This is a genomic window from Microvirga roseola, assembly GCF_020866965.1.
GTDB lineage: Bacteria > Pseudomonadota > Alphaproteobacteria > Rhizobiales > Beijerinckiaceae > Microvirga > Microvirga roseola.
Genome location: NZ_JAJATX010000003.1, coordinates 195,877 through 215,243 on the forward strand (window position 1 = coordinate 195,877; position 19,367 = coordinate 215,243).

Genomic DNA, 19,367 nt, shown 5'->3' on the forward strand with positions numbered 1-19,367 from the left:
AGCATTATGTCCCCATTCTGTCTCCACTCAACAGGAGACAAGCCATGCGCGCCGTTGCCTATCGCGAATCCCTCCCCATCGAAGCCGGATCGTCCCTGATCGATCTCGAACTCCCCCGCCCGGAGCCCGGAGCGCGGGACCTCCTGGTCGAGATCAGGGCCGTCTCGGTCAATCCGGTCGATACGAAGGTCCGTGTACGGATGCAGCCGGAACCGGGAGGCGCCAAGGTCCTGGGCTATGACGCCGCCGGAATCGTGACGGCGGTCGGGCCGGAGGCCTCCCTCTTCAAGCCGGGAGACGAGGTCTTCTATGCAGGGGCCATCACACGCCCCGGCACCAATGCGGAATTCCATGTGGTGGACGAGCGGCTGGTGGGCCTCAAGCCCCGTTCGCTGAGCTTCGCGGAGGCGGCCGCCCTGCCGCTCACTTCCCTGACCGCCTTCGAGACCCTGTTCGACCGGCTCGACATCCTCCGTCCGGTCACCGGCGCGGCGAACGCCATCCTGATTCTGGGAGCGGGCGGCGGCGTGGGCTCGGTGGCGGTCCAGCTGGCGCGCCGGCTCACGGATGTGACGGTCATCGCCACGGCCTCAAGGCCGGAGACCGGGAGCTGGGTCCGGGAACTCGGGGCCCATCACGTCATCGACCACAGCCGGCCCATCGCCGGGCAGGTGGAGGCCCTGGGCCTTGGCGCGCCCGCCTTCGTGTTTTCGATTACCCAGACGGAAGAGCACTTCCCTGAGATCGCCAAGCTGATCGCGCCGCAGGGCCGCTTCGCGCTGATTGACGATCCGAAGGCCCCGCTCGACATCGGTCAGCTCAAGAGCAAGAGCGTCTCGATCCATTGGGAATCGATGTTCACCCGCTCGACCTTCCAGACGGCGGACATGCAGCGCCAGCACGAGATCCTGGGCGAGGTCGCCCGTCTCGTGGATGCGGGCACGCTCCGGACGACCCTGGCGGACACGCTCGGGCCGATCAATGCGGCCAATCTCAAGCGGGCCCACGCCTTCATCGAAAGCGGCCGCGCCCGGGGCAAGATCGTGCTGTCGGGGTTCGGGACGTGAGGGCTGGACTCAGCCAAAAAAGAAAGGCCGCCTGCGGGCGGCCTTATGCTTCGACTTTGGTGGCCCGGCTCGCTAAACGACCCGGAGGGCTGGGGGGCTGACGTGTCCAAGCCGGTCATTGAGCCGGGCCGTCGAGGCAACGGAGTTCTTATCTCCATCCAGTGGGGCTGCCTGAGGGCATGATTGCGGCAAAATCAAGATTCGCACGCAAAGACTCGGGCGATTGCGCGATGCCGGGTTGATCCGATCTTTAGCCGACCCCATCATCAGGACAGAGTTACCAGTCCTGGGAGAGATCATGAGCGAAGGTGAGATCGCAGAGCCGATGCGCGGCGGCCCGGGCTCGGCCCACATCCTGCCCTTCCCCGCCGCGCCGAAACAGGTCGCCTTCGATCGCAAGGAGCTGCAGACCATCCTCAACCTCTATGGCCGCATGGTCGCCGCGGGCGAGTGGCGGGATTACGCCATCGACTTCATGCCCGACAAGGCCGTGTTCTCCATCTACCGGCGCAGCTCGGAGATGCCCCTCTACCGGATCGAGAAGGACCCGAAACTGTCCAAGAAGCAGGGCGCCTATTCGGTCATCGTCTCGACCGGCCTCATCCTGAAGCGCGGGCACGAGCTCGACCGGGTGCTGCGGGTTCTCGATAAGCCGAAAGTGGTTTCGAACTAGCCGTCGGCCTCGTCCGGCAGAGCGAGGAGCCACAGGCTCGAGGCAAGGATGCCGAGCGCCGCAGCCCACAGGACCGGGCGGATTCCGATCTGCTCGGCGAGGGTGCCCGCGATCAGGGCCGCAACCAGTCCCAGTCCGCCGGTCAGGAGATGCAGGCTTCCGCCCTCGCGCCCCCGCAGGGCATCCGGCGTCACCTTCTGGCGCAGGGCGACGGCATTGGTGTGAAACACCACGAAAAGGCCATCGCCCAGAAGCTGCGGAATGCACAGGAGCGCGACCGCGAGCCAGAGCGGCCCCTGGGCCAGGGGGATGAAGCAGACCGCAACCCCGTAGGCGAGAAGCGTTCCCAGCAGGAGGCGGCGTGAAGGCAGGTGCGATCCCGCCCAGGCGGCGCAACGCGCGCCGATCAGGGCGCTTATGCCCCCGAAGGCGATCACAAAACCGAGAATGCCGGGCTCGATGCCGAGATCGCGCACCGCATAGAGAATGTAGAGCGGCGCGAAGAAGCCGAAGAAGAAGGCAAGCGTCGCAGAACAGAGCGTCAAGGGCCTCAGGATTGGGTGTCCGAAGACGAAGCGCAGCCCCTCCTTGGTCTCGCGCCAGAGATCGGGCGCATGCTCGCCCGTGGCGACCGGGATCTCCTTGCGCCTGATGGAGCCCAGAAGCGCGGCGGACCAGAGATAGGACAAGGCGTCGATCAGGATGGCGAAGGGCGCCGTCAGGAGCTGGATGGTGACGCCCGCCATGGCGGGCCCGGCAACCTCCGCGAACGCATCCGTGGTCGCGAGCTTCGCGTTGCTGTCGAGGAGCTGATCGCGCTCGATGACGGTGGGCAGATAGGCGTTATCCGCCGTCTGGAAGACCATCGAGAAGAGGGCGACGACAGTGGCCACCCCGATCACCTGGCCGATGGTGACAGTCCCGAACCAGGCCATGATAGGCAGGGTTGCGAGCGCCGCGGCCCGCACGAGGTCCGCCAGGATGAGCACCTGTCTGCGTCGGGTGCGGTCGATCCAGGCTCCGACGAAGGGGCTCAAGACCACTCCCGGCAGGGCGCTGAGCGCCACGAGCAGCGCGAGATCCATGGCCGAGGCGTCGAGCGTCAGCGCCACGATGATCGGCAGCCCTTCCCGCGTGAAGCGCGCGCCGATGGCGGAGAGGCTCTGCGCCGCCCAAAGGCGCATGAAATCGGGATTGTGCCAGAGAGCGCCGTCCGGCCTGCGGATCACGCCTGCGAACATGTCTCGGACCTCAAGCTATCGGCCGGGTCGGTGGCTGGGAGATCCCGCGTCCGAGAGGGCGCTGCATGAGCACGGTGGAGAGCCAGCGCCCGTGCTTGTAGCCGATGCCCGGAATGATTCCGGAAAGCGCGAAGCCGAGGCTCCGGTGCAGCCCGATGGAGCCCTTCGATTCCTCGTCGCCGATGACGGCGATCATGAGGCGGAAATCCATTGCCTCGCACGCGTCGATCAGGTCTTTCAGGAGCGCGCGACCGACCCCCTGCCCCTGCGCCTCGGGTGCGATGTAGATCGAATCCTCGACCGTGGAGCGGTAGGCGGGCCGCGTCCGGTAGGCCCCCGCATAGGCATAGCCGAGAACAACCCCGTCCCGCTCCGCAACGAGGTAGGGGTACCCGCCCTCCAGAAGCGCCTGCCTCCGGCGGGCCATTTCCGCCTCGCCGGGCGGGTCGAGCTCGAAGGAGGCCGTCCCGTGCAGCACCGCATGGGCGTAGATCGCCGTGATGGCAGGTAGGTCGGCATCGCGGGAGGGGCGGACGAGAAGGCTCATGGAGCCCTCCTAAGCCCAAGCCGCGGCCCATGCAACGGCCAAGAAAAAGCCCCGGCTGTGGGCCGGGGCTCGAAGGACCGGTATGTCCGTTCCGTTACTCGTTGCGGTTGCCCAGCAGAGCGAGGAGGAACTGGAACATGTTGATGAAGTCTAGGTACAGGGTCAGGGCCCCGAACACGGACACCTTGGCGGCGGCCTCGGTGTCGTAGTTGCCGTAGAGATACATCTCCTTGAGCTTCTGCGTGTCGTAAGCCGTGAGGCCTGCGAAGATCAGCACGCCGATCGCGGAGATGGCGAACTGCAGCATGGTCGAGGCAAGGAAGATGTTCACGATCATGGCGAGGATCAGGCCGATCAGACCCATGATCAGGAACGAGCCCATGCCCGACAGGCTGCGCTTCGTGGTGTAGCCCCAGAGCGACAGCGAGCCGAAAGCGGCCGCCGTGATGAAGAACACCTGCACCACGCTCGCGCCGGTATAGACGAGGAGCAGCGTGGAGAGCGAAGCGCCCATCACCGCCGCGAAGGCGAAGAAGGTGCCGCGCGCAGCCGCAGCCGACATCCGGTCCATGCGGAACGAGAAGAAGAAGATGAAGGCCAGGGGCGCCAGCGCGATCACCCACTTCAGAGGCGACGTGTAGAGCAGAACGCCGAACTGAGTGAGATTGATGCTGCCGGCTCGGGCGACCGCCAGGGACGGATCGCTCGTCGTGGCGAGCATGTTCAGGCCGAGCGCGACCAGGGCTGAAATCGCCAGGCCCAGGACCATGTTGTTATAGACGCCGAGCATGAAGGAGCGCAGGCCCTGGTCGACCTGTGCTGCCGTCCGGGCAAAGCCGGTGCCATAGGCGTATTGGTTTTGCTCATACGGTTGCATCGGAGTCCTTTCTCACGGTGTCCCGTTGATGTTCCCTCGAAAGGCCGGGAAGTCAGCCTTCGGTCGCCGCTTGGTCGGCGACAAAGGAAATATGAGAGGTTGGCTTCAGTTCCGCAAGAGGCAACGCCAAGCTTCAAGCCATCGTGAGCGGAATAAAGCGGAAGGACCGCGGCATACCCCACCAGTAGAGTTGTGAAATACGCCTCCGGCCGCTCCCCCGCTCCTGATTTGTTAAAGGTTTCTTAGATATGAAGCCGGCTTTTGACTGAGGATACGCCAGGTTCCCATCAGTCCCAGCGCGATCGTGACAAGAATCGCCAGAATCGAGGCGAGAAGAGCGCCCGACAGATCGAGCGTAAAGCTTAAGCGCATGATCTGAGTCACGATGAGGTAAGCCGCAAGGCCGCCCGCCAGGAGGCCGAAAACCGCCGTGGCGAGGCCCAGAAACCCATATTCGAGGGCATAGGCCGAGAGCAGCTTGGCCCGCGTGGCGCCGAGCGTCTTCAGCACCACCGCATCGTAGAGCCGCGCCCGGTGCCCCGCCGCCAGGGCTCCTGCCAGAACGAGCAGGCTCGCGATGAGCGCGATGGAGCTTGCCCCGCGAATCGCCATGACGAGCTGCGAGACCACGTCGTTGACCGCCTCCAGCGTATCCTTCACCCGCACGCTCGACACCATGGGGTACTCCTGGGCCGAGCGCCGCAGGATCCGCGCATCCGTCGCCGCGTCCGATCCGTTGGGGAACGTGACCGTCGCCACATGCGTATGGGGCGCCCCAGCGAAGGTGTTGGGGGAGAACACCATGACGAAGTTGATGCTGAGGGACTGCCATTCCACCTCGCGCAGATTGGCGATGGTGGCGGAGATGTTGCGCCCGAGGACGTTGACGGTGATCTCGTCCCCGATCTTCAACCCCAGGCCCTCGGCGATCTTCTTGTCGAAGGAGACGAGGGGCTTGCCCCGGTAGTCCTCGGGCCACCACTCGCCTTCCACGAGGCGCGAGCCTTCCGGAGGCATTGCGGAATAGGTGATCCCCCGGTCGCCTTCGAGCACCCAGGACACGTCCTCGTCCGCCCTGATCTCGCTGACCGGACGGCCGCCCAAGGTCACGAGCCGCCCGCGCATCATCGGCACGCGCTCGATCTCGCCTCCCGGAGCCTGGGCTTCGAGGAAGTCCTCGAAGGCATCGGCCTGGGCGTTGGGGATATCGAGGAAGAAGAAGCTCGGCGCGCGCTCAGGCAACGTCTGCGTGAGCTGGCGCGTCAGGTTGGTGTCGATGAGGGCGAGCGTCACCAGGAGCGTGATGCCGAGCCCCAGAGATAGCACAAGGGAGGGCGTGAGGGCGCCGGGCCGGTGGATATTGGCGAGCGCAAGCCGCGGCGCGGTCCTCCGGGGCCGGGGCAGGCGGCGCGCCAGCGCCATAATTCCGAGCGCCACGAAGCGCAGCAGCACGAAGGATCCAGCCGCCGCGCCCACGAACATGAGGGCGATCCGCCGGTCGTAGGCCGCAACGACGGCAAGCGCCACGAGCGCCGCGACGGAAAGGGCGAGCGCCACGAGATAGCGGCGGCGCGGCCAGCGGCTCTCCGGGTCGATCTGATCGCGGAAGAGCCCCGAGACCTGCACGTCATGGGCGCGCCCCAAAGGCGCGAGCGCGAAGACCAGGGCGGTCAGAACGCCGTAGAGGAGTGCGACGCCGAGTTCGCCGACAGCAATGACCGGCCTGATCGGGATCGGAAGGAGATGACCGAAGAGGCCCGTGACGATGAAAGGCAGGGCCGCCCCGACCGCCAGACCGATGGCGATGCCGACGCCTGCGATCAGCATGACCTGGGTGAGGTAGAGCATCACCACCTGGCCGCCCGGCGCGCCGAGGCTCTTCAGGGTCGCGATGGAGGCGCGCTTGCGGTCCACGAAGGCGCGCACCGCATTGGCGACGCCGACGCCGCCCACGAGCAGGGCTGTGAGGCCGACCAGCGTCAGGAACTGGGTGAAGCGTTCGATGTTCTTGGCAAAGCGCGGATCGGCGTTGAGCCGGGTGCGGACGCGCCATCCGGCTTCCGGCAGGACCTGCTTCGCCTCCGCCTCCACCTGCGTCATTCCCGCCTCCGTCGAAAGAGCGGGCGGAAGGGCCAGGCGGTAGGTCCAGCGCACGAGGCTGCCCGGCTGGACAAGGCCGGTGGCGCGAAGCGCCTCCTGGGAGATGATGAGGCGCGGACCGAATCCGATGCCGTCCGCGATCTTGTCCGGCTCCGACCGGAGGCTTGCCCGCAGTTCGAAAGGAGCCGAACCGACGGTGATCCGGTCGCCCACCTTCAGATCGAGCTTGGCGAAGAGAGCCGGATCGGCCACCGCGCCGAAGACGCCGTCGCGCCCCGCGAGAAGCTCGGAAGGGGGCAGCTGCGGCTCGGTCTCGAGCGTTCCGACGGTCGGATAGCTCGCATCGACCGCCTTCATCTCGACGAGGGAGGCCCCCTTCTCGCCCGCATTCGCCATGGCGCGCATGGAGGCGATGACATTGACCTGCCCTTTCGAGGCGAGAAAGGCGCGCTCGCCCTCGCTCGCCTCCCGCTGGAGCAGGGAGAAGGCCATGTCGCCGCCGAGAATCCGGCGGCCCTCGCCGGAGATGCCTTCCGTGAGCGCGCGCGACAGGGAGGACACGCCTGCAATTGCGGCTACGCCCAGCGCGATGCAGGCGAGAAAAATGCCGAAGCCCCTCAGGCCGCCGCGCAGCTCGCGCAGGGCAAGGCGCAGCACCAGAGGCAGGGACGAAGCGGACCTTGTGCCCCGCTGCGGCGAGGCGGAAACCGTGCCGTGCATTAAGCCTCCTTACGCCGGGACCGTGGCCGCATCGGCCTCGATGTGGCCGGAGCGCAGGCGCACCGTGCGGTCGCACAGGCGCGCGAGATTGAGGTCGTGGGTCACGAGCACGAGAGTCGCGCCGCGGTCCCGCTTGAGGGCGAACAGCAGATCGACGATGGAGGTGCCCGTCTTCTCGTCCAGGTTCCCGGTGGGCTCGTCCGCCACGAGGATGGCGGGGTTCGGCACGAGGGCGCGGGCGATCGCCACGCGCTGCTGCTCGCCGCCGGACAGCTGCGCCGGATAATGGTGAAGCCGGTGACCGAGGCCCACCGCCTCCATCTCGGCCTCCGCCCGCTCGAAGGCATCGGCCTCCCCGGCGAGTTCCAGGGGCAGCGCCACGTTCTCGAGCGCCGTCATGGTGGGGACGAGGTGGAAGGACTGGAAGACGATGCCGATGCGCCGGCCCCGGAAACGCGCCAGCGCGTCCTCGTCGAGCCCCGCGAGATCGGTGCCGTCGACGATGACCTTGCCCGAATCCGGACGCTCCAAGCCCGCCATGGTCATGAGCAGCGTGGACTTGCCCGAGCCCGAAGGTCCAACGAGGCCGACCGCCTCGCCCCGCCCCGCGCCGAGGGAGATTCCCTTCAGGATATGCACCCGCGCGGCCCCGCGCCCGAGGCTCAAATCGACATCGTGCAGCGCGATGGCCTTGTCCTGCATGCCCGTTCACCCGATCTGTTGGAAAACCCGCCGAAGAATTCCGGTCTAATCCGGCACATATGGGAATCCTATCGATGAAGCGCCAATCCGGCCCATTCATGACGATCATATTTGCGTGTGCGGCAGCGCTTGCCGCCATGATCGCCCCCCTCCACGCTCCCCTGGCCCAAGAGGATCCGATCCACCTCGTCGCGCTCGGGGACAGCCTGACCGCAGGCTACGGACTGCCCCAGGACGCTGCTTTTCCGGAGGTCCTGGAGCGCGCCCTGAAAGCCAGGGGCCACAATGTCGAGATCACCAATGCAGGAGTATCCGGCGACACCGCTTCCGGCGGACTCGAGCGGCTCGAATGGTCCGTTCCCGACGATACGGATGGGGTGATTCTGGAGCTCGGGGCCAACGACATGCTGCGCGGCATCGGTCCCGCCGTCACCCGGAAGGCCATCGATACCATCGTCCAGCGCCTGAAGGAGCGGAACATCCCGGTCATGCTGGCGGGCATGTACGCCTCGCGCAATCTCGGACCCGAATACACCGCCAAATTCGACAGCATCTATCCGGACATTGCGCAAAAGCACGACCTTGTGCTCTATCCCTTCTTCCTGGAAGGAGTGGTCGGCAATCCAGCCCTCAACCTGCCCGACGGCATTCACCCGACGGCCGAGGGGGTGGAAAAGATCGTCGAGCGCATCCTCCCGACCGTCGAGACCTTTCTCGCCCGCATCTCTCAGCGCTGACTTCCCCAATCGGCGCGTCCCTCACGCCTGAACGCGGCGGAGCTTTTCGCCGCGAGGAGCCTTGACCCATGGAATACCGCCGCCTCGGCCGCACGGATCTCAATGTCAGCCTCATCTGCCTCGGCACCATGACCTGGGGCCAGCAGAACACCGAGGTCGAAGGTCACGCGCAGATGGACTATGCCCTCGACCAGGGCATCAACTTCTTCGATACGGCCGAGCTCTATTCCATCCCGCCGCGCCCGGAGACCCAGGGCTCGACCGAGCGGATCATCGGCTCATGGTTCAAGTCGCGCGGAACCCGAGACAGGGTCATTCTCGCCACCAAGGTGGTGGGACGCTCCGAGAACACCTGGTTCAGGGACGACGGCTCGCCGGCCGAGCTCTCCCGCGCCCAGATCGAGGAGGCGGTCAACAAGAGCCTGAGAAGGCTTCAGACCGATTATATCGACCTCTACCAGATCCACTGGCCGGATCGCCCCATGCCCTGGGGCTCGAACCCGACGATCTACCGTCACCAGGAGGGCAAGGCCCACCCTATCCCTAAGACCGTCGAGATCATGACGGACCTGGTGAAGGCCGGAAAGATCCGCCATTTCGGCCTCTCCAACGAGAGCGCCTGGGGCACGATGAGTTTCATCAAGAGCGCCGAGGCCAAGGGCCTGGCCCGGGTGCAGTCGGTCCAGAACGCCTACAACCTCCTCAACCGCACCTATGAGGTGGCGCTGGCCGAGGTGAGCCTGCGTGAGGACGTGAGCCTGCTCGCCTATTCGCCCCTCGCCCAGGGCTATCTCACCGGCAAGTATCTCGACGGAGCCCGCCCGCCGGGCGCACGCACGACGCTGTTCAACCGCGGCCAGCGCTACGAGAACCCGACGGCCGAAGCCGCCATCCGCAAATATCTGGCGCTCGCCAGGGAATTCGGCCTAGATCCCGCCCAGCTGGCCCTGGCCTTCGTCAATTCCCGGCCATTCGTCACGTCCAACATCATCGGCGCGACCTCCATGGAGCAGCTCAAGACCGATATCGCCTCCATCGCGGTGACGATCACGCCGGAGCTGGAAAAGCGCATCGACGCGATTCACGTCGCGCACTGCAACCCCTGCCCTTGAGCAAGCTGGCTTTCGTCATCCCCGGCCTTGTGCCGGGGATGACGGCAGGGCCTTGGAACAATTCCGGGCTGTCGATCGTCTGAAAGAGCGTCTTGCCAGGGCGGTCGGCCCGCCCCCATTCTCAAGAATTGAGTATCCGCCAAGCCCGGGAGGTGCCGCATGCCACGCCTGTTCACCGGCATCGAGATCCCGGCCGATATCGGCGCCATCCTCTCGAGCTACCGCGGCGGCCTTCCCGGCGCGCGCTGGATCGACCCTGAGAACTACCACATCACCCTGCGCTTCATCGGCGACATCGATGAGCGCACCGCAGGCGACGTCTTCTCGATTCTGGGCGACGCCCGGCGGCGGGACCCCATCCCCATGACCATCGACGGCCTCGCCTCCTTCGGCGGCGACCGTCCCCGCGTCGTCTTCGCCCGCGCCTCCGGCAACGGCGAGCTGAACGACCTCCAGTCCGAGCAGGAGCGCCTGATCCGCCGGGTCGGCGTGGCCCCGGAAAAACGCAAGTTCATGCCGCACGTGACGCTCGCCCGTCTGCGCGACGCCTCGCCCATGGATGTCGCCGACTACATCGCCACCCGGGGGCATTTCCCGAAGCTCACCTTCACGGCCCACCGCTTCGTCCTGTTCTCCTCCCGCGCCTCCACCGGCGGGGGCCCCTATATCGTGGAAGCGGCCTACCCCCTCGGGTAAGCTCGACGGGAGCGCAGGCAGGGCTTAAGCTTGGCCATGGCCTCCCTCATCTTCATCACCCATCCCGAAGTCGTCATCGACCCCGAAATGCCCATTCCCGAATGGCCCCTGAACGCCGTCGGACGGGCGCGGATGGAGCGCTTCGTGGAAGCCCTCGCGGGCCGGAACGTCTCGGCCGTCTATGCCAGCACCGAGAGGAAGGCGATGGACGGGGCGGAGATCGTGGCAGAGCGTCTCGGCCTCACCTACCGCACCGAAGAGGACCTGGGCGAGAACGACCGCTCGTCCACGGGCTACATCGCCCCGCCGGAATTCTGGGAGGTGGTGGACGAATTCTTTTCCCGCCCGCAGGAGAGCATCCGCGGCTGGGAGCGCGCCATCGACGCCCAGACCCGGATCGTGAACGCCGTCGGCCGCATCGCGCGGGAGGACGGGACGTCCGGCGACATCGTCATCGTCTCCCATGGCGGCGTCGGATGCCTGCTCACGGCCCATCTTCAGAACGTGGAAATCGGCCGGGAGAGCCGGCCCTCCCATCCCGGCGGCGGCTGCTTCATCGTCATCGACCGCGATCCGCTGGCCCTGAAGCAGGACTGGCGCACCATCGAGGAGGGTTTTGCGACCTGAGCGGCTTACGCGAAGTCGCCGGGGGCTTGAAACCGCCTCTTCGCGCTTCATCACTTAAGAGCAACCCGTCCCAGCGATGAAGCATGCCATGAACCGCCTGACCGAAGCCGAACGCGCCGAACTCCTGCCCGCCCTGACCGGCTGGACCCTCGTCGAGGGCCGCGACGCCATTCACAAGCGTTTCGTCTTCGACGATTTCAACGCCGCCTTCGGCTGGATGACCCGCGTCGCCCTCGTTGCCGAGCCCATGAACCACCACCCTGAATGGTTCAATGTCTACAACAAGGTCGAGGTGACCCTCTCCACCCACGACGCGGACGGCCTGACCCGCCGCGACGTCGAATTGGCCCAAAGCATGGACCAGCTCGCGGCGGGCTCGGCGAAGAGCTCATGAGCCGGGTCGGATCGGCGGGGAACCGCGCCTGCACTCCGCCGGCTTGTTAGAGGACGAAGAAGTCCTTCTCCTTCAGCGCAAGGCCCGCCTTGATCTTGGCAAAGGCCACCGCCGCCGCCTTGCCGGAACCATCAGGATCATAGGAGATGACCCCTTTGCTCTTGTTGTAGACGATCCGGTCATTCTCATCGTGGGCCCGCGTCCCGACGTGGAAAGCGCTCTTCGCGAGCGTTCCCTTCTTGGCGATCTTCGTGAAGACGTCCCGCTCGAGCTGGATCGTGTCGTCCTTCGCACGAAAATCGGTGATCCTGTCGATATTCGACTTGCCGAGCCTCGTATCGAAAAGAAAGCTGTCCTTCCCAGTTCCTCCCGAGAGCACGTCCTTGCCGGATCCTCCCGCCAGCCGATCCTTTCCGGATCCGGCGGAGAGCCTGTCGGTGCCTGTCCCGCCATCGAGGATGTCGGCCCCGTCGCCGCCATAAAGCCTGTCGTTGCCGCTTGCGCCCTGTATCCGGTCCGCCCCTGTGGATCCCACGAGAACATCGTGCCCATTTCCGCCGTCCGCCGTGACCGATCCTCGCGGCGCAAGGAAATAGTCGGATCCAGCGCTGCCCTCGAATTGCAGCGTGTCAGCGCGGCTCCAGTTCGTGAAACTCCAGCTGCGAAGGTCGATGGTGCGCGCTGAAAACAGCCGGATCGTGACCTCGTTGGCGTGAGCATCGCCGGCAATGGCCAGGGACGACTGTGGAACGCCGTCGCTGAATTGGATCCGCTTGGCGCCGTCGAACGCGAGCCGTTCGATCTCCGACAGGCGCATCAGGGACATGTCGACATCGCCCGAAAGGCGGATCGTGTCCGTGCCGCTGCCGCCGATCACGCGGTCGCCTGCGGTTACATCGCCCGCCTTGAGGATGAAGACGTCATCGCCATCTCCGCCGGCGACAAGATCAGCGCCGCGCCCGCCGCTCAGCGTGTCCGACCCGGCCCCTGCCCAGATCACATCGTCGACAGCAGTGCCGACGATGCGGTCGGCCTGGGGCGCTCCCGCATCGTCGTCGAAGCGGAATGTGACGGCCTGGTCGAGCCGGCCCCAGTTGGAAAAGCTCCAGCCCGATAGATCGAGATCCGCGGTGCCCGTTCCCGAGCGCTCCAGGACCACCGAATCGCGCTGCGAGGCCGAACCCTCCACGCGCAACGCCTGCGAGACGAGACCTGCGCCAACCTGATCATGGCGCAACGTGAGGCTGCCCTCTCCGCCGCTGGACGCGAAGCGCAGCGCATCGATCTGCGAAATGGAGGCGAAACCGATTCCGGCGCCCTCGACCACGACGGTATCGACATCGCCCGCCGGTCCGGCGCCATCTGCCTCGCCGCCTGCAATCACGGCGTTCGCGACCCCGGCGCCGAGGCGGAAAACATCGCTGCCCGAACCGCCGATCATCTCCGCATTGGCCTGGCCCCGATTCCAGAGAATATCGTCGCCGCCGCCGCCTTCCAGGGTGTCGGTGGAGGATAGTCCGTAGGCGGTCAGATGATCGGCCCCGCTCGAACCGGTGATGGTGTCGTTGCCGCTGAACAGCTCATCGAAGGCGGAAAGGCCGCTGATTCTCAGGGTGGATGCGAAGCCAGGGAGATTGTCAGGAACGTTGTCGATCGTCAGATCCGCTTGAATGTCGCCGAACCTGAAATAGCCGCAGAGACCGAACCAAGGCTGGCAAAATACGTGTTGTCGGGCAACTGTGTCGCCAGGATGCCGGAGCCGTCCAGACGCAGCTGGGCGTTCTGATAGGGTCCTTCCGAACTGTTTGCGAAGCTCGCAGCATTGAACACAGCGGCGGTGAACGACGTGTGGGACCCGAAGATCTCCTCGAAAGCGAGGTTCGTGCCCGCATTCTCTCTGAAGACGATCTTGCCCATATCCTTGCCCCCGCGCTCATCCTGCAGCAGGGTTACAGGAATGCAGTCATAAAGCCAAGAAACCGACTCGCGCCCCGAGCGCCGATTCCCGACATTTCTCTGCGCGAGGCGGCACTGGAGGAACCGGCGGATCCGTTCCGGCGGTCACTCCGCCGGAACCCCGTATGCATGGTGCGCAGAAGTCTTACTTCGGCTGCATCCGGAGCGCTCCGTCGAGGCGGATGCCCTCGCCGTTGAGCATGTCGTTCTCGACGACGGCCTTCACCAGCGCCGCATATTCCTCGGGCCGACCGAGGCGCGAGGGGAACGGGACATTGGCCTCCAGCGCCTTGCGGTAATCCTCCGCGATGCCCTCGAAGAGCGGCGTGTGGAAGAGCCCCGGCTGGATCGTCATCACCCGGATGCCGAAACCGGACAGGTCGCGGGCGACGGGGAGGGTGAGAGCCAGGACCCCGCCTTTCGAGGCGGAATAGGCCGCCTGCCCGATCTGCCCGTCCTGCGCCGCAACCGACGAGGTGTTGATGATCACCCCGCGCCCGCCGTCGGGCGTGACGGGATCGAGCCCCGCCATGGCGGCGGCGCATTTGGCGATCATCGCATAGGTGCCGATGAGGTTGATCTCGATCGCCCGGCGGAAGCTGGCGACGTCGTGCGGGATGAGCTCGCCCGTCTCGCGCTTCTTCGTCACCGTGCGCCTGCCCGGCGCGATGCCGGCGCAGTTGACGAGGACGCGCTCGATTCCGTTGGCGGCGCGAGCCTTGTCCAGCGCCGAATCGATGGAGGCCTCGTTCGTCACGTCGGCCTCGCAGAAGACCGCGCCGATCTCCTTCGCAACTTGGCCGCCGCGCTCGGCGTTCATATCGAAGATGGCGACCTTCGCGCCCTGCGAGGCCAGCATCCGCGCTGTCGCCTCGCCGAGGCCGGAGGCGCCGCCGGTGACGACGGCCGCCACAGAATTGTCGAGCTTCATGGGTTTCCTCTCAATGGATGCCGTGATGTCTTAAGCCATCCGCCGCAGGACGGAAACGTGGATTGTCGAAGGAGTTGACCGCATGAGCGAACCCCTCACCAAGCCTTTCACCAAGGCCGAGATGGACGCCATGCGCACAGCGACCCGCGACGAGGAAGGCCTGAAGCAGCGGTTCTGGGACAAGCTGAGGCGGGTCGCGGGCAGGATCCCCTTCGCCGAGGATCTGGTGGCGGCCTTCTACTGCGCCACCGACCCGACGACGCCGAATCGGGTGAAGCTGATTCTCTTGGGCGCGATCGCCTATTTCGTTCTGCCGACCGATGCGGTGGCGGATTTTCTGCCCCTCATGGGCTTTGCCGACGACGCAGCCATCCTGGCGGCCGCCATCGCGCAGGTCGCAGGCGCTATCCGGGACGATCACCGGGAGAAGGCGCGGAAGACCTTGAGCGATATCGGCAAGTAAAGCCAAGCTTAGGATGGCCGGAATGCCTGGCGCTTCTTAGGAATATAGACCTATTGCAATGATATTATTTTTCTTTATATGGTTAATGCGTTGATGCGTAGCCGATTTGAGTCCTCCTCCTTTCAACGACCAAAAACTTTTTCCAACCGACTCCGCGGGCCGTTTCGACGGCCCTTTTATTTTGCTCCACGGCCGTCACGCCACGTTTCGACGCATCGCCTTCAGGGCGGCTTGGCATTAACGGAGATGGTGAAGAGTTCTTAACCATCTTGGACTAAACATCCGCCTCATGATGATCGTATCTCTCAAGCGCGGCCTGGCCGCAGGCACGATTTCCGCCCTTCTCGCCCTGGCAGCCGGGCCCGTCATGGCCCAGGTCCAGCGTCCCGTTGCCCAGAAGACGGCGCAGGCCAAACCGGCGCAGAAGAAGACCACGACAGCCAAGCCCGCCGCCAAGGCTGCAGCGGGAGCTGCGGCAGCCGCGGGCTCGGCCCAGGCCGCCACGGGACCGGGCGGTGCGTCGCTGATTGCTTCCTACGGCGATTGGGGCGTCTACACGGCCCAGAGCGGCCGCTCCAAGATCTGCTATGCCCTGACCCAGCCCAAGGACCGGCTGCCGAAGAACCTGAACCGGGATCCGGCCTATCTCTTCGTCTCCTTCCGCCCGGCGGAGAACGTGAAGAACGAGGTCGCCGTCGTCCTCGGCTTCCCGGCCAAGGAGAACGGCCCGGCGGAGGCCGCCATCGGCGACGCGTCTTACGCCCTTCTCACCAAGGAGGGAAATGCCTGGCTGAAGAACCCGGCCGAAGAGGGTCAGGCCATCACGGCCATGATCAAGGGCGCGAATCTCACGCTCAAGACACAGTCCGCCCGCGGCAACAGCCTCATGGACCTCTATTCCCTGAGCGGCTTCAGCAAGGCGCTGGATCACGCCCGCAAGGAATGCGTCTCCTGAGCGGCCGGAGCCTGGAAAACCCCGCCGCGCGGTTGAAATGGCGGGCCTGAATACGCATCTGTTCCGGGCGAAAGCCCGGAATTTTGCGTCTTCAAGGACCTCACGTTTCCGACGCAATCGTGTTATAGACGCTCTCCGCTCCCCAAAGACGAGGCTTGAGATTTCCCATGGCGACGGCGCTCGACATCGCCAAGCGTAACCCCAATGCGGCCCCGGTGGCCGTGAGCGATGCCGCGCGCGCAGCCGGCTTCGTCGAGAAGACGGCCGAGCTGAACGTCGTGGCGGGCGCAGCCCCCGGCGGCGCATCGCTCATCGGGCTCACCCGCGACCAGCTGAAGGATTCCCTGGCGGCCATCGGCGTGCCGGAGCGCGAGCTCAAGATGCGCGTGGCCCAGCTCTGGCACTGGATCTATTTCCGGGGTGCGAAAGACTTCTCCGAGATGACCAATATGGGCAAGGAGCTGCGCGCAAAGCTCAGCTCCGCCTATACGCTCGCCCGCCCCCAGGTCGTCTCCGAGCAGGTGTCGAAGGACGGCACCCGCAAGTGGCTCATCCGCCTGGCCTCGACCGGGCCCCTCGACAAGGGCGCGGAGATCGAGTGCGTGTATATCCCCGAGGTCGACCGGGGCACACTCTGCGTGTCGAGCCAGGTCGGCTGCACGCTCACCTGCTCCTTCTGCCACACGGGCACGCAGCGCCTCGTGCGCAACCTGACCTCGGCCGAGATCGTGGCGCAGCTCATCGTCGCCCGCGACTCCATCGGCGACTGGCCGCACGCCACGCCGCCGGAAGGCGCCTTCGTTCCCACCGACGGCGGGCGCTTCGTGTCCAACATCGTGTTCATGGGCATGGGCGAGCCGCTCTACAGCACGGACAACGTGATCGCCGCCATCGACGTCATGTCGGACGGCGAGGGCCTGACCCTGTCGCGCCGCCGCATCACGGTCTCCACCTCCGGCGTCGTGCCGCAGATGGAGCGCCTTGGGGCTGAAGCCAACACCATGCTCGCCATCTCGCTCCACGCGGTGCGCGACGACCTTCGCGACGAGCTGGTGCCGATCAACCGCAAATACGACATCAAGCAGCTCCTCGACGCCTGCCGCGCCTATCCCGGCCTGTCGAATGCTCGCCGCATCACGTTCGAGTACGTGATGCTCAAGGGCGTGAACGACTCGGATGCCGATGCGCGCGAGCTGGTCCGGCTGCTCAAGGGCATTCCGGCGAAGATCAACCTGATCCCGTTCAATCCCTGGCCCGGCTCGAAATACGAGTGCTCGGACTGGGAGCGGATCGAGCGCTTCTCCGAAATCGTCTACCGCGCCGGCTACGCCTCCCCGGTCCGCACGCCCCGCGGCCGCGACATCCTCGCCGCCTGCGGCCAGCTCAAGAGCGAAACCGAAAAGCTGCGAGCCCGCGCCCGCATGATGGCCGAACAGGGCATCGGGGCCGAGGGCGTCTATGCGCTGGGGGACGGGGAGTAATCCCGCATCCTCCACGCTTTCTCCCTTCATCATCGCTGGCTTGAGCCAGCGATGATGCATTCTGCGGACACACGATAACGGCCATGCTATAGCCGAGCCATGATCCGCTGGCTGCTCCTCATTCCGCTCGCCCTCCTCATCGCCATCGGCGCGAGCAGCCTCTTCTTCCTCATCGCCACCATGGTCGATCCGGTCATGGCGACGCTGACCGGCGACACGCTCTTCTTCGGGTTCTGGTCGTTCCTGGATGCGGTCCTTTCCTCCGAGGATCCTGCCCCCATCGTGACCGAGGCCTTCCTGGCCGTGGGGCGGCTCGTGTTCTCTCTCCTCGTCTTCCCGCCGCTTCTCGTGGCCGTCGTTAGCGAGGCGATCCGCGCGCGCAGCCTCGCCTGGCATGCAGGCGCCATGGCCGTGCTGACCGCCGCCGTGCCCTGGATCCTGCGCGGCGAAGCCCGCGTCGCCAACCCGGCCGAACTGCATGTGAGCTTCATCCTCGCTCTCACCGGCGCGGTGGCCGGCCTCGTCTACTGGGCCATAGCGGGCCGCGAGGCGGGCGGAGGGGAGACGCAGCAGGCCGGATGACGGCGCTGCGGCGGCGGCTGCCCGCCAAAGCGGCTTGTTGAACGGCCCGGCTTGTTCCATGTGTGGAGGGACCGGAGCGAATCGAGGAACAAGAACAATGATGGGTTTGCCGCTTCCGGCACGGATCCGTGCCGTCCTGACCGTCATGGTCCTGAGCCTTGGATTGTCCGCCTGCGGCATCAACAATGTGCCCACCCTCGAAGAGCAGGCGAAGTCCGCCTGGAGCGAGGTGCAGAACCAGTACCAGCGCCGGGCCGACCTGATCCCGAACCTCGTCGAGACCGTGAAGGGCTTCGCGCGCCAGGAGCAGGAAGTTCTGACCCAGGTCACGGAGGCCCGCGCGCGCGCCTCGCAGATCCAGGTCGATGCCTCGACCGTCACCGATCCGGAGCAGTTCCGCCGCTTCCAGGAGGCGCAGAACCAGCTCTCCGGCGCGCTGGGCCGCCTGCTCGCCACCGTCGAGCGCTATCCGGAGCTGAAATCCAACGCCAACTTCCTCGCCCTGCAGTCGCAGCTCGAAGGCACGGAGAACCGGATCGCCGTCGCGCGCCGCGATTACATCGAGGCCGTGCGCGCCTACAACACGGAGCTGCGCACCATTCCGGGCCGCTGGATCGCGGCCATCGTCTATCCGGAGGCCGAGCCCATGCAGACCTTCACCGCCACGGCCGGCGCCGAGCGCCCGCCGGAGGTGAAGTTCTAAGGGCATGAAGGGCGCACGGGTTTTCCCCTCCCCCTCGCCGGGAGGCCATGGCGGAGCGAATGTGGTCATATTGGCCGCACTTCTCCTCCTCATCCCCCTCGCCGCCATCGCCCAGACCTTCCCGCCCCTGACGGGCCGCGTGGTGGACGCAGCGAACCTTCTGCAGCCGCAGGAACGCGCGGCCCTGGAAGCCAAGCTCAAGGCCTATGAGGACAAGACGACGGACCAGGTGGTCGTCGCCACCGTGCCCTCCCTCGAAGGCTATGCCATCGAGGACTACGCCAACCGACTGTTCCGGCATTGGCAACTCGGCGACAAGGAAAAGGACAACGGCGCGCTGCTCCTCGTCGCTCCCAACGAGCGCAAGGTCCGCATCGAAGTCGGCTATGGGCTCGAGGGTGCGCTGACCGACGCCCTGTCAAAGGTCATCATCACCACGGCCATCGCGCCGCAGTTCCAGCGCGGGAATTTCGCGGGCGGGATCGATGCCGGAACGGACGCCGTGCTCTCGATCCTGACTGGCGACGCCGAGGAATGGCAGCGCCGCGCCGAGGTGCGCGAGGATGCCGAGACGCCCTTCGATCCCGTTGCCGCCTTCATCATCTTCCTGGTCCTGTTCTTCATCATCTCGCGGATGATGAGCGCGGGCCGGCCGCGCCGGATCGGTCGCGGGCGGCACGGTCCCTGGATCGTCACCACCGGCGGATGGCCGGGCCGATCGCGCGGGGGATGGTCAGGCGGCGGAGGCTTCTCCGGAAGGGGCGGCTCGTCCGGCGGCGGCGGCGCATCGGGGAGCTGGTAGG

At 65.9% G+C, this 19,367-nt stretch carries 21 protein-coding genes and 1 pseudogene; 13 read left to right on the top strand and 9 right to left on the bottom strand.

Going from position 1 to position 19,367, the window contains the following annotated elements; translation table 11 throughout:
• Positions 1–44: 44 nt before the first annotated feature.
• A complete protein-coding gene (locus LG661_RS03635) occupies positions 45–1,067 on the top strand; it encodes a zinc-binding alcohol dehydrogenase family protein (protein WP_230530502.1) in 1,023 nt (340 codons plus the stop codon).
• A gap of 298 nt (positions 1,068–1,365) precedes the next feature.
• A complete protein-coding gene (locus LG661_RS03640) occupies positions 1,366–1,740 on the top strand; it encodes a DUF2794 domain-containing protein (protein WP_230530503.1) in 375 nt (124 codons plus the stop codon).
• Here the strand turns inward: LG661_RS03640 and LG661_RS03645 are convergent.
• The 5 genes from LG661_RS03645 to LG661_RS03665 form a co-directional block, all read right to left on the bottom strand.
• A complete protein-coding gene (locus LG661_RS03645; RefSeq protein WP_230530504.1) occupies positions 1,737–2,981 on the bottom strand; it encodes an MFS transporter in 1,245 nt (414 codons plus the stop codon). The two genes, LG661_RS03640 and LG661_RS03645, sit on opposite strands and share 4 nt — an antisense overlap.
• 10 nt (positions 2,982–2,991) lie before the next feature.
• The gene (locus LG661_RS03650; protein WP_230530505.1) at positions 2,992–3,528 is read right to left on the bottom strand and encodes a GNAT family N-acetyltransferase; all 537 of its coding nucleotides are present in this window, start codon (positions 3,526–3,528) and stop codon (positions 2,992–2,994) included.
• Between the two features lie 94 nt (positions 3,529–3,622).
• Positions 3,623–4,405 carry a Bax inhibitor-1/YccA family protein gene (locus tag LG661_RS03655; RefSeq protein WP_230530506.1) on the bottom strand — a complete coding sequence of 261 codons (783 nt, stop codon included), beginning with the start codon at positions 4,403–4,405 and terminating at the stop codon, positions 3,623–3,625.
• 231 nt (positions 4,406–4,636) lie between these two features.
• Positions 4,637–7,225, bottom strand: a complete 2,589-nt coding sequence (locus tag LG661_RS03660) for an ABC transporter permease (RefSeq protein WP_230530507.1) — start codon at positions 7,223–7,225, stop codon at positions 4,637–4,639.
• 9 nt (positions 7,226–7,234) lie between these two features.
• A complete protein-coding gene (locus LG661_RS03665; protein WP_230530508.1) occupies positions 7,235–7,927 on the bottom strand; it encodes an ABC transporter ATP-binding protein in 693 nt (230 codons plus the stop codon).
• Between the two features lie 74 nt (positions 7,928–8,001).
• Between LG661_RS03665 and LG661_RS03670 the strand changes: the two genes are divergently transcribed.
• The 5 genes from LG661_RS03670 (at position 8,002) to LG661_RS03690 (ending at position 11,493) form a co-directional block, all read left to right on the top strand.
• Positions 8,002–8,664, top strand: coding sequence for an arylesterase (locus tag LG661_RS03670; RefSeq protein WP_407666631.1), 663 nt, complete (start codon positions 8,002–8,004; stop codon positions 8,662–8,664).
• A 68-nt stretch (positions 8,665–8,732) separates the two neighbouring features.
• Entirely contained in the window at positions 8,733–9,776 is a 1,044-nt protein-coding gene (locus LG661_RS03675) for an aldo/keto reductase (RefSeq protein ID WP_230530509.1), read from the top strand.
• 159 nt (positions 9,777–9,935) lie between these two features.
• Positions 9,936–10,472, top strand: a complete 537-nt coding sequence (gene thpR / locus LG661_RS03680) for an RNA 2',3'-cyclic phosphodiesterase (protein WP_230530510.1) — start codon at positions 9,936–9,938, stop codon at positions 10,470–10,472.
• 36 nt (positions 10,473–10,508) lie between these two features.
• On the top strand, positions 10,509–11,099 hold the full coding sequence (locus tag LG661_RS03685; protein WP_230530511.1) for a histidine phosphatase family protein: 591 nt from the start codon (positions 10,509–10,511) through the stop codon (positions 11,097–11,099).
• Positions 11,100–11,187: 88 nt separating this feature from the next.
• Positions 11,188–11,493 carry a 4a-hydroxytetrahydrobiopterin dehydratase gene (locus LG661_RS03690; RefSeq protein ID WP_230530512.1) on the top strand — a complete coding sequence of 102 codons (306 nt, stop codon included), beginning with the start codon at positions 11,188–11,190 and terminating at the stop codon, positions 11,491–11,493.
• A gap of 46 nt (positions 11,494–11,539) precedes the next feature.
• On the opposite strand, the gene LG661_RS03695 is transcribed toward LG661_RS03690, so the two are convergent.
• From LG661_RS03695 to LG661_RS03705, 4 genes and pseudogenes are all read right to left on the bottom strand, one after another.
• On the bottom strand, positions 11,540–12,934 hold the full coding sequence (locus LG661_RS03695; protein ID WP_230530513.1) for a calcium-binding protein: 1,395 nt from the start codon (positions 12,932–12,934) through the stop codon (positions 11,540–11,542).
• A gap of 39 nt (positions 12,935–12,973) precedes the next feature.
• Positions 12,974–13,165, bottom strand: a pseudogene (locus tag LG661_RS25330) (hypothetical protein); the annotation flags it as partial.
• On the bottom strand, positions 13,150–13,410 hold the full coding sequence (locus LG661_RS03700; protein WP_230530514.1) for a hypothetical protein: 261 nt from the start codon (positions 13,408–13,410) through the stop codon (positions 13,150–13,152). The gene LG661_RS03700 and the pseudogene LG661_RS25330, both read right to left, overlap by 16 nt.
• 184 nt (positions 13,411–13,594) lie before the next feature.
• A complete protein-coding gene (locus LG661_RS03705) occupies positions 13,595–14,380 on the bottom strand; it encodes an SDR family NAD(P)-dependent oxidoreductase (RefSeq protein ID WP_230530515.1) in 786 nt (261 codons plus the stop codon).
• An 82-nt stretch (positions 14,381–14,462) separates the two neighbouring features.
• Here LG661_RS03705 and LG661_RS03710 point away from each other — a divergent pair, with 82 nt between their 5' ends.
• From LG661_RS03710 to LG661_RS03735, 6 genes are all read left to right on the top strand, one after another.
• A complete protein-coding gene (locus tag LG661_RS03710) occupies positions 14,463–14,843 on the top strand; it encodes a YkvA family protein (protein WP_230530516.1) in 381 nt (126 codons plus the stop codon).
• A gap of 289 nt (positions 14,844–15,132) precedes the next feature.
• Entirely contained in the window at positions 15,133–15,798 is a 666-nt protein-coding gene (locus LG661_RS03715; protein WP_230530517.1) for an invasion associated locus B family protein, read from the top strand.
• A gap of 167 nt (positions 15,799–15,965) precedes the next feature.
• A complete protein-coding gene (gene rlmN / locus LG661_RS03720; protein WP_230530518.1) occupies positions 15,966–17,279 on the top strand; it encodes a 23S rRNA (adenine(2503)-C(2))-methyltransferase RlmN in 1,314 nt (437 codons plus the stop codon).
• 99 nt (positions 17,280–17,378) lie between these two features.
• Positions 17,379–17,861, top strand: a complete 483-nt coding sequence (locus LG661_RS03725; RefSeq protein WP_230530519.1) for a hypothetical protein — start codon at positions 17,379–17,381, stop codon at positions 17,859–17,861.
• Positions 17,862–18,006: 145 nt separating this feature from the next.
• Complete coding sequence (locus LG661_RS03730; protein WP_230530573.1) at positions 18,007–18,564, top strand: LemA family protein; 558 nt, start codon at positions 18,007–18,009, stop codon at positions 18,562–18,564.
• A gap of 70 nt (positions 18,565–18,634) precedes the next feature.
• Positions 18,635–19,366 (top strand): TPM domain-containing protein, encoded by a 732-nt coding sequence (locus tag LG661_RS03735; protein WP_230530520.1) that lies wholly within the window; start codon positions 18,635–18,637, stop codon positions 19,364–19,366.
• The last annotated feature ends 1 nt before the right edge of the window (position 19,367 follow it).

What these genes read in the sequence shown, in the direction of transcription:
- LG661_RS03635 (WP_230530502.1), top strand. Translation starts at nt 45, where the DNA reads ATGCGCGCCGTTGCCTATCGCGAATCCCTCCCCATCGAAGCCGGATCG.
- LG661_RS03640 (WP_230530503.1), top strand. Translation starts at nt 1,366, where the DNA reads ATGAGCGAAGGTGAGATCGCAGAGCCGATGCGCGGCGGCCCGGGCTCG.
- LG661_RS03645 (WP_230530504.1), bottom strand. Translation starts at nt 2,981, where the DNA reads ATGTTCGCAGGCGTGATCCGCAGGCCGGACGGCGCTCTCTGGCACAAT.
- LG661_RS03650 (WP_230530505.1), bottom strand. Translation starts at nt 3,528, where the DNA reads ATGAGCCTTCTCGTCCGCCCCTCCCGCGATGCCGACCTACCTGCCATC.
- LG661_RS03655 (WP_230530506.1), bottom strand. Translation starts at nt 4,405, where the DNA reads ATGCAACCGTATGAGCAAAACCAATACGCCTATGGCACCGGCTTTGCC.
- LG661_RS03660 (WP_230530507.1), bottom strand. Translation starts at nt 7,225, where the DNA reads ATGCACGGCACGGTTTCCGCCTCGCCGCAGCGGGGCACAAGGTCCGCT.
- LG661_RS03665 (WP_230530508.1), bottom strand. Translation starts at nt 7,927, where the DNA reads ATGCAGGACAAGGCCATCGCGCTGCACGATGTCGATTTGAGCCTCGGG.
- LG661_RS03670 (WP_407666631.1), top strand. Translation starts at nt 8,002, where the DNA reads ATGAAGCGCCAATCCGGCCCATTCATGACGATCATATTTGCGTGTGCG.
- LG661_RS03675 (WP_230530509.1), top strand. Translation starts at nt 8,733, where the DNA reads ATGGAATACCGCCGCCTCGGCCGCACGGATCTCAATGTCAGCCTCATC.
- thpR (WP_230530510.1), top strand. Translation starts at nt 9,936, where the DNA reads ATGCCACGCCTGTTCACCGGCATCGAGATCCCGGCCGATATCGGCGCC.
- LG661_RS03685 (WP_230530511.1), top strand. Translation starts at nt 10,509, where the DNA reads ATGGCCTCCCTCATCTTCATCACCCATCCCGAAGTCGTCATCGACCCC.
- LG661_RS03690 (WP_230530512.1), top strand. Translation starts at nt 11,188, where the DNA reads ATGAACCGCCTGACCGAAGCCGAACGCGCCGAACTCCTGCCCGCCCTG.
- LG661_RS03695 (WP_230530513.1), bottom strand. Translation starts at nt 12,934, where the DNA reads ATGATCGGCGGTTCGGGCAGCGATGTTTTCCGCCTCGGCGCCGGGGTC.
- LG661_RS03700 (WP_230530514.1), bottom strand. Translation starts at nt 13,410, where the DNA reads ATGGGCAAGATCGTCTTCAGAGAGAATGCGGGCACGAACCTCGCTTTC.
- LG661_RS03705 (WP_230530515.1), bottom strand. Translation starts at nt 14,380, where the DNA reads ATGAAGCTCGACAATTCTGTGGCGGCCGTCGTCACCGGCGGCGCCTCC.
- LG661_RS03710 (WP_230530516.1), top strand. Translation starts at nt 14,463, where the DNA reads ATGAGCGAACCCCTCACCAAGCCTTTCACCAAGGCCGAGATGGACGCC.
- LG661_RS03715 (WP_230530517.1), top strand. Translation starts at nt 15,133, where the DNA reads ATGATGATCGTATCTCTCAAGCGCGGCCTGGCCGCAGGCACGATTTCC.
- rlmN (WP_230530518.1), top strand. Translation starts at nt 15,966, where the DNA reads ATGGCGACGGCGCTCGACATCGCCAAGCGTAACCCCAATGCGGCCCCG.
- LG661_RS03725 (WP_230530519.1), top strand. Translation starts at nt 17,379, where the DNA reads ATGATCCGCTGGCTGCTCCTCATTCCGCTCGCCCTCCTCATCGCCATC.
- LG661_RS03730 (WP_230530573.1), top strand. Translation starts at nt 18,007, where the DNA reads ATGGTCCTGAGCCTTGGATTGTCCGCCTGCGGCATCAACAATGTGCCC.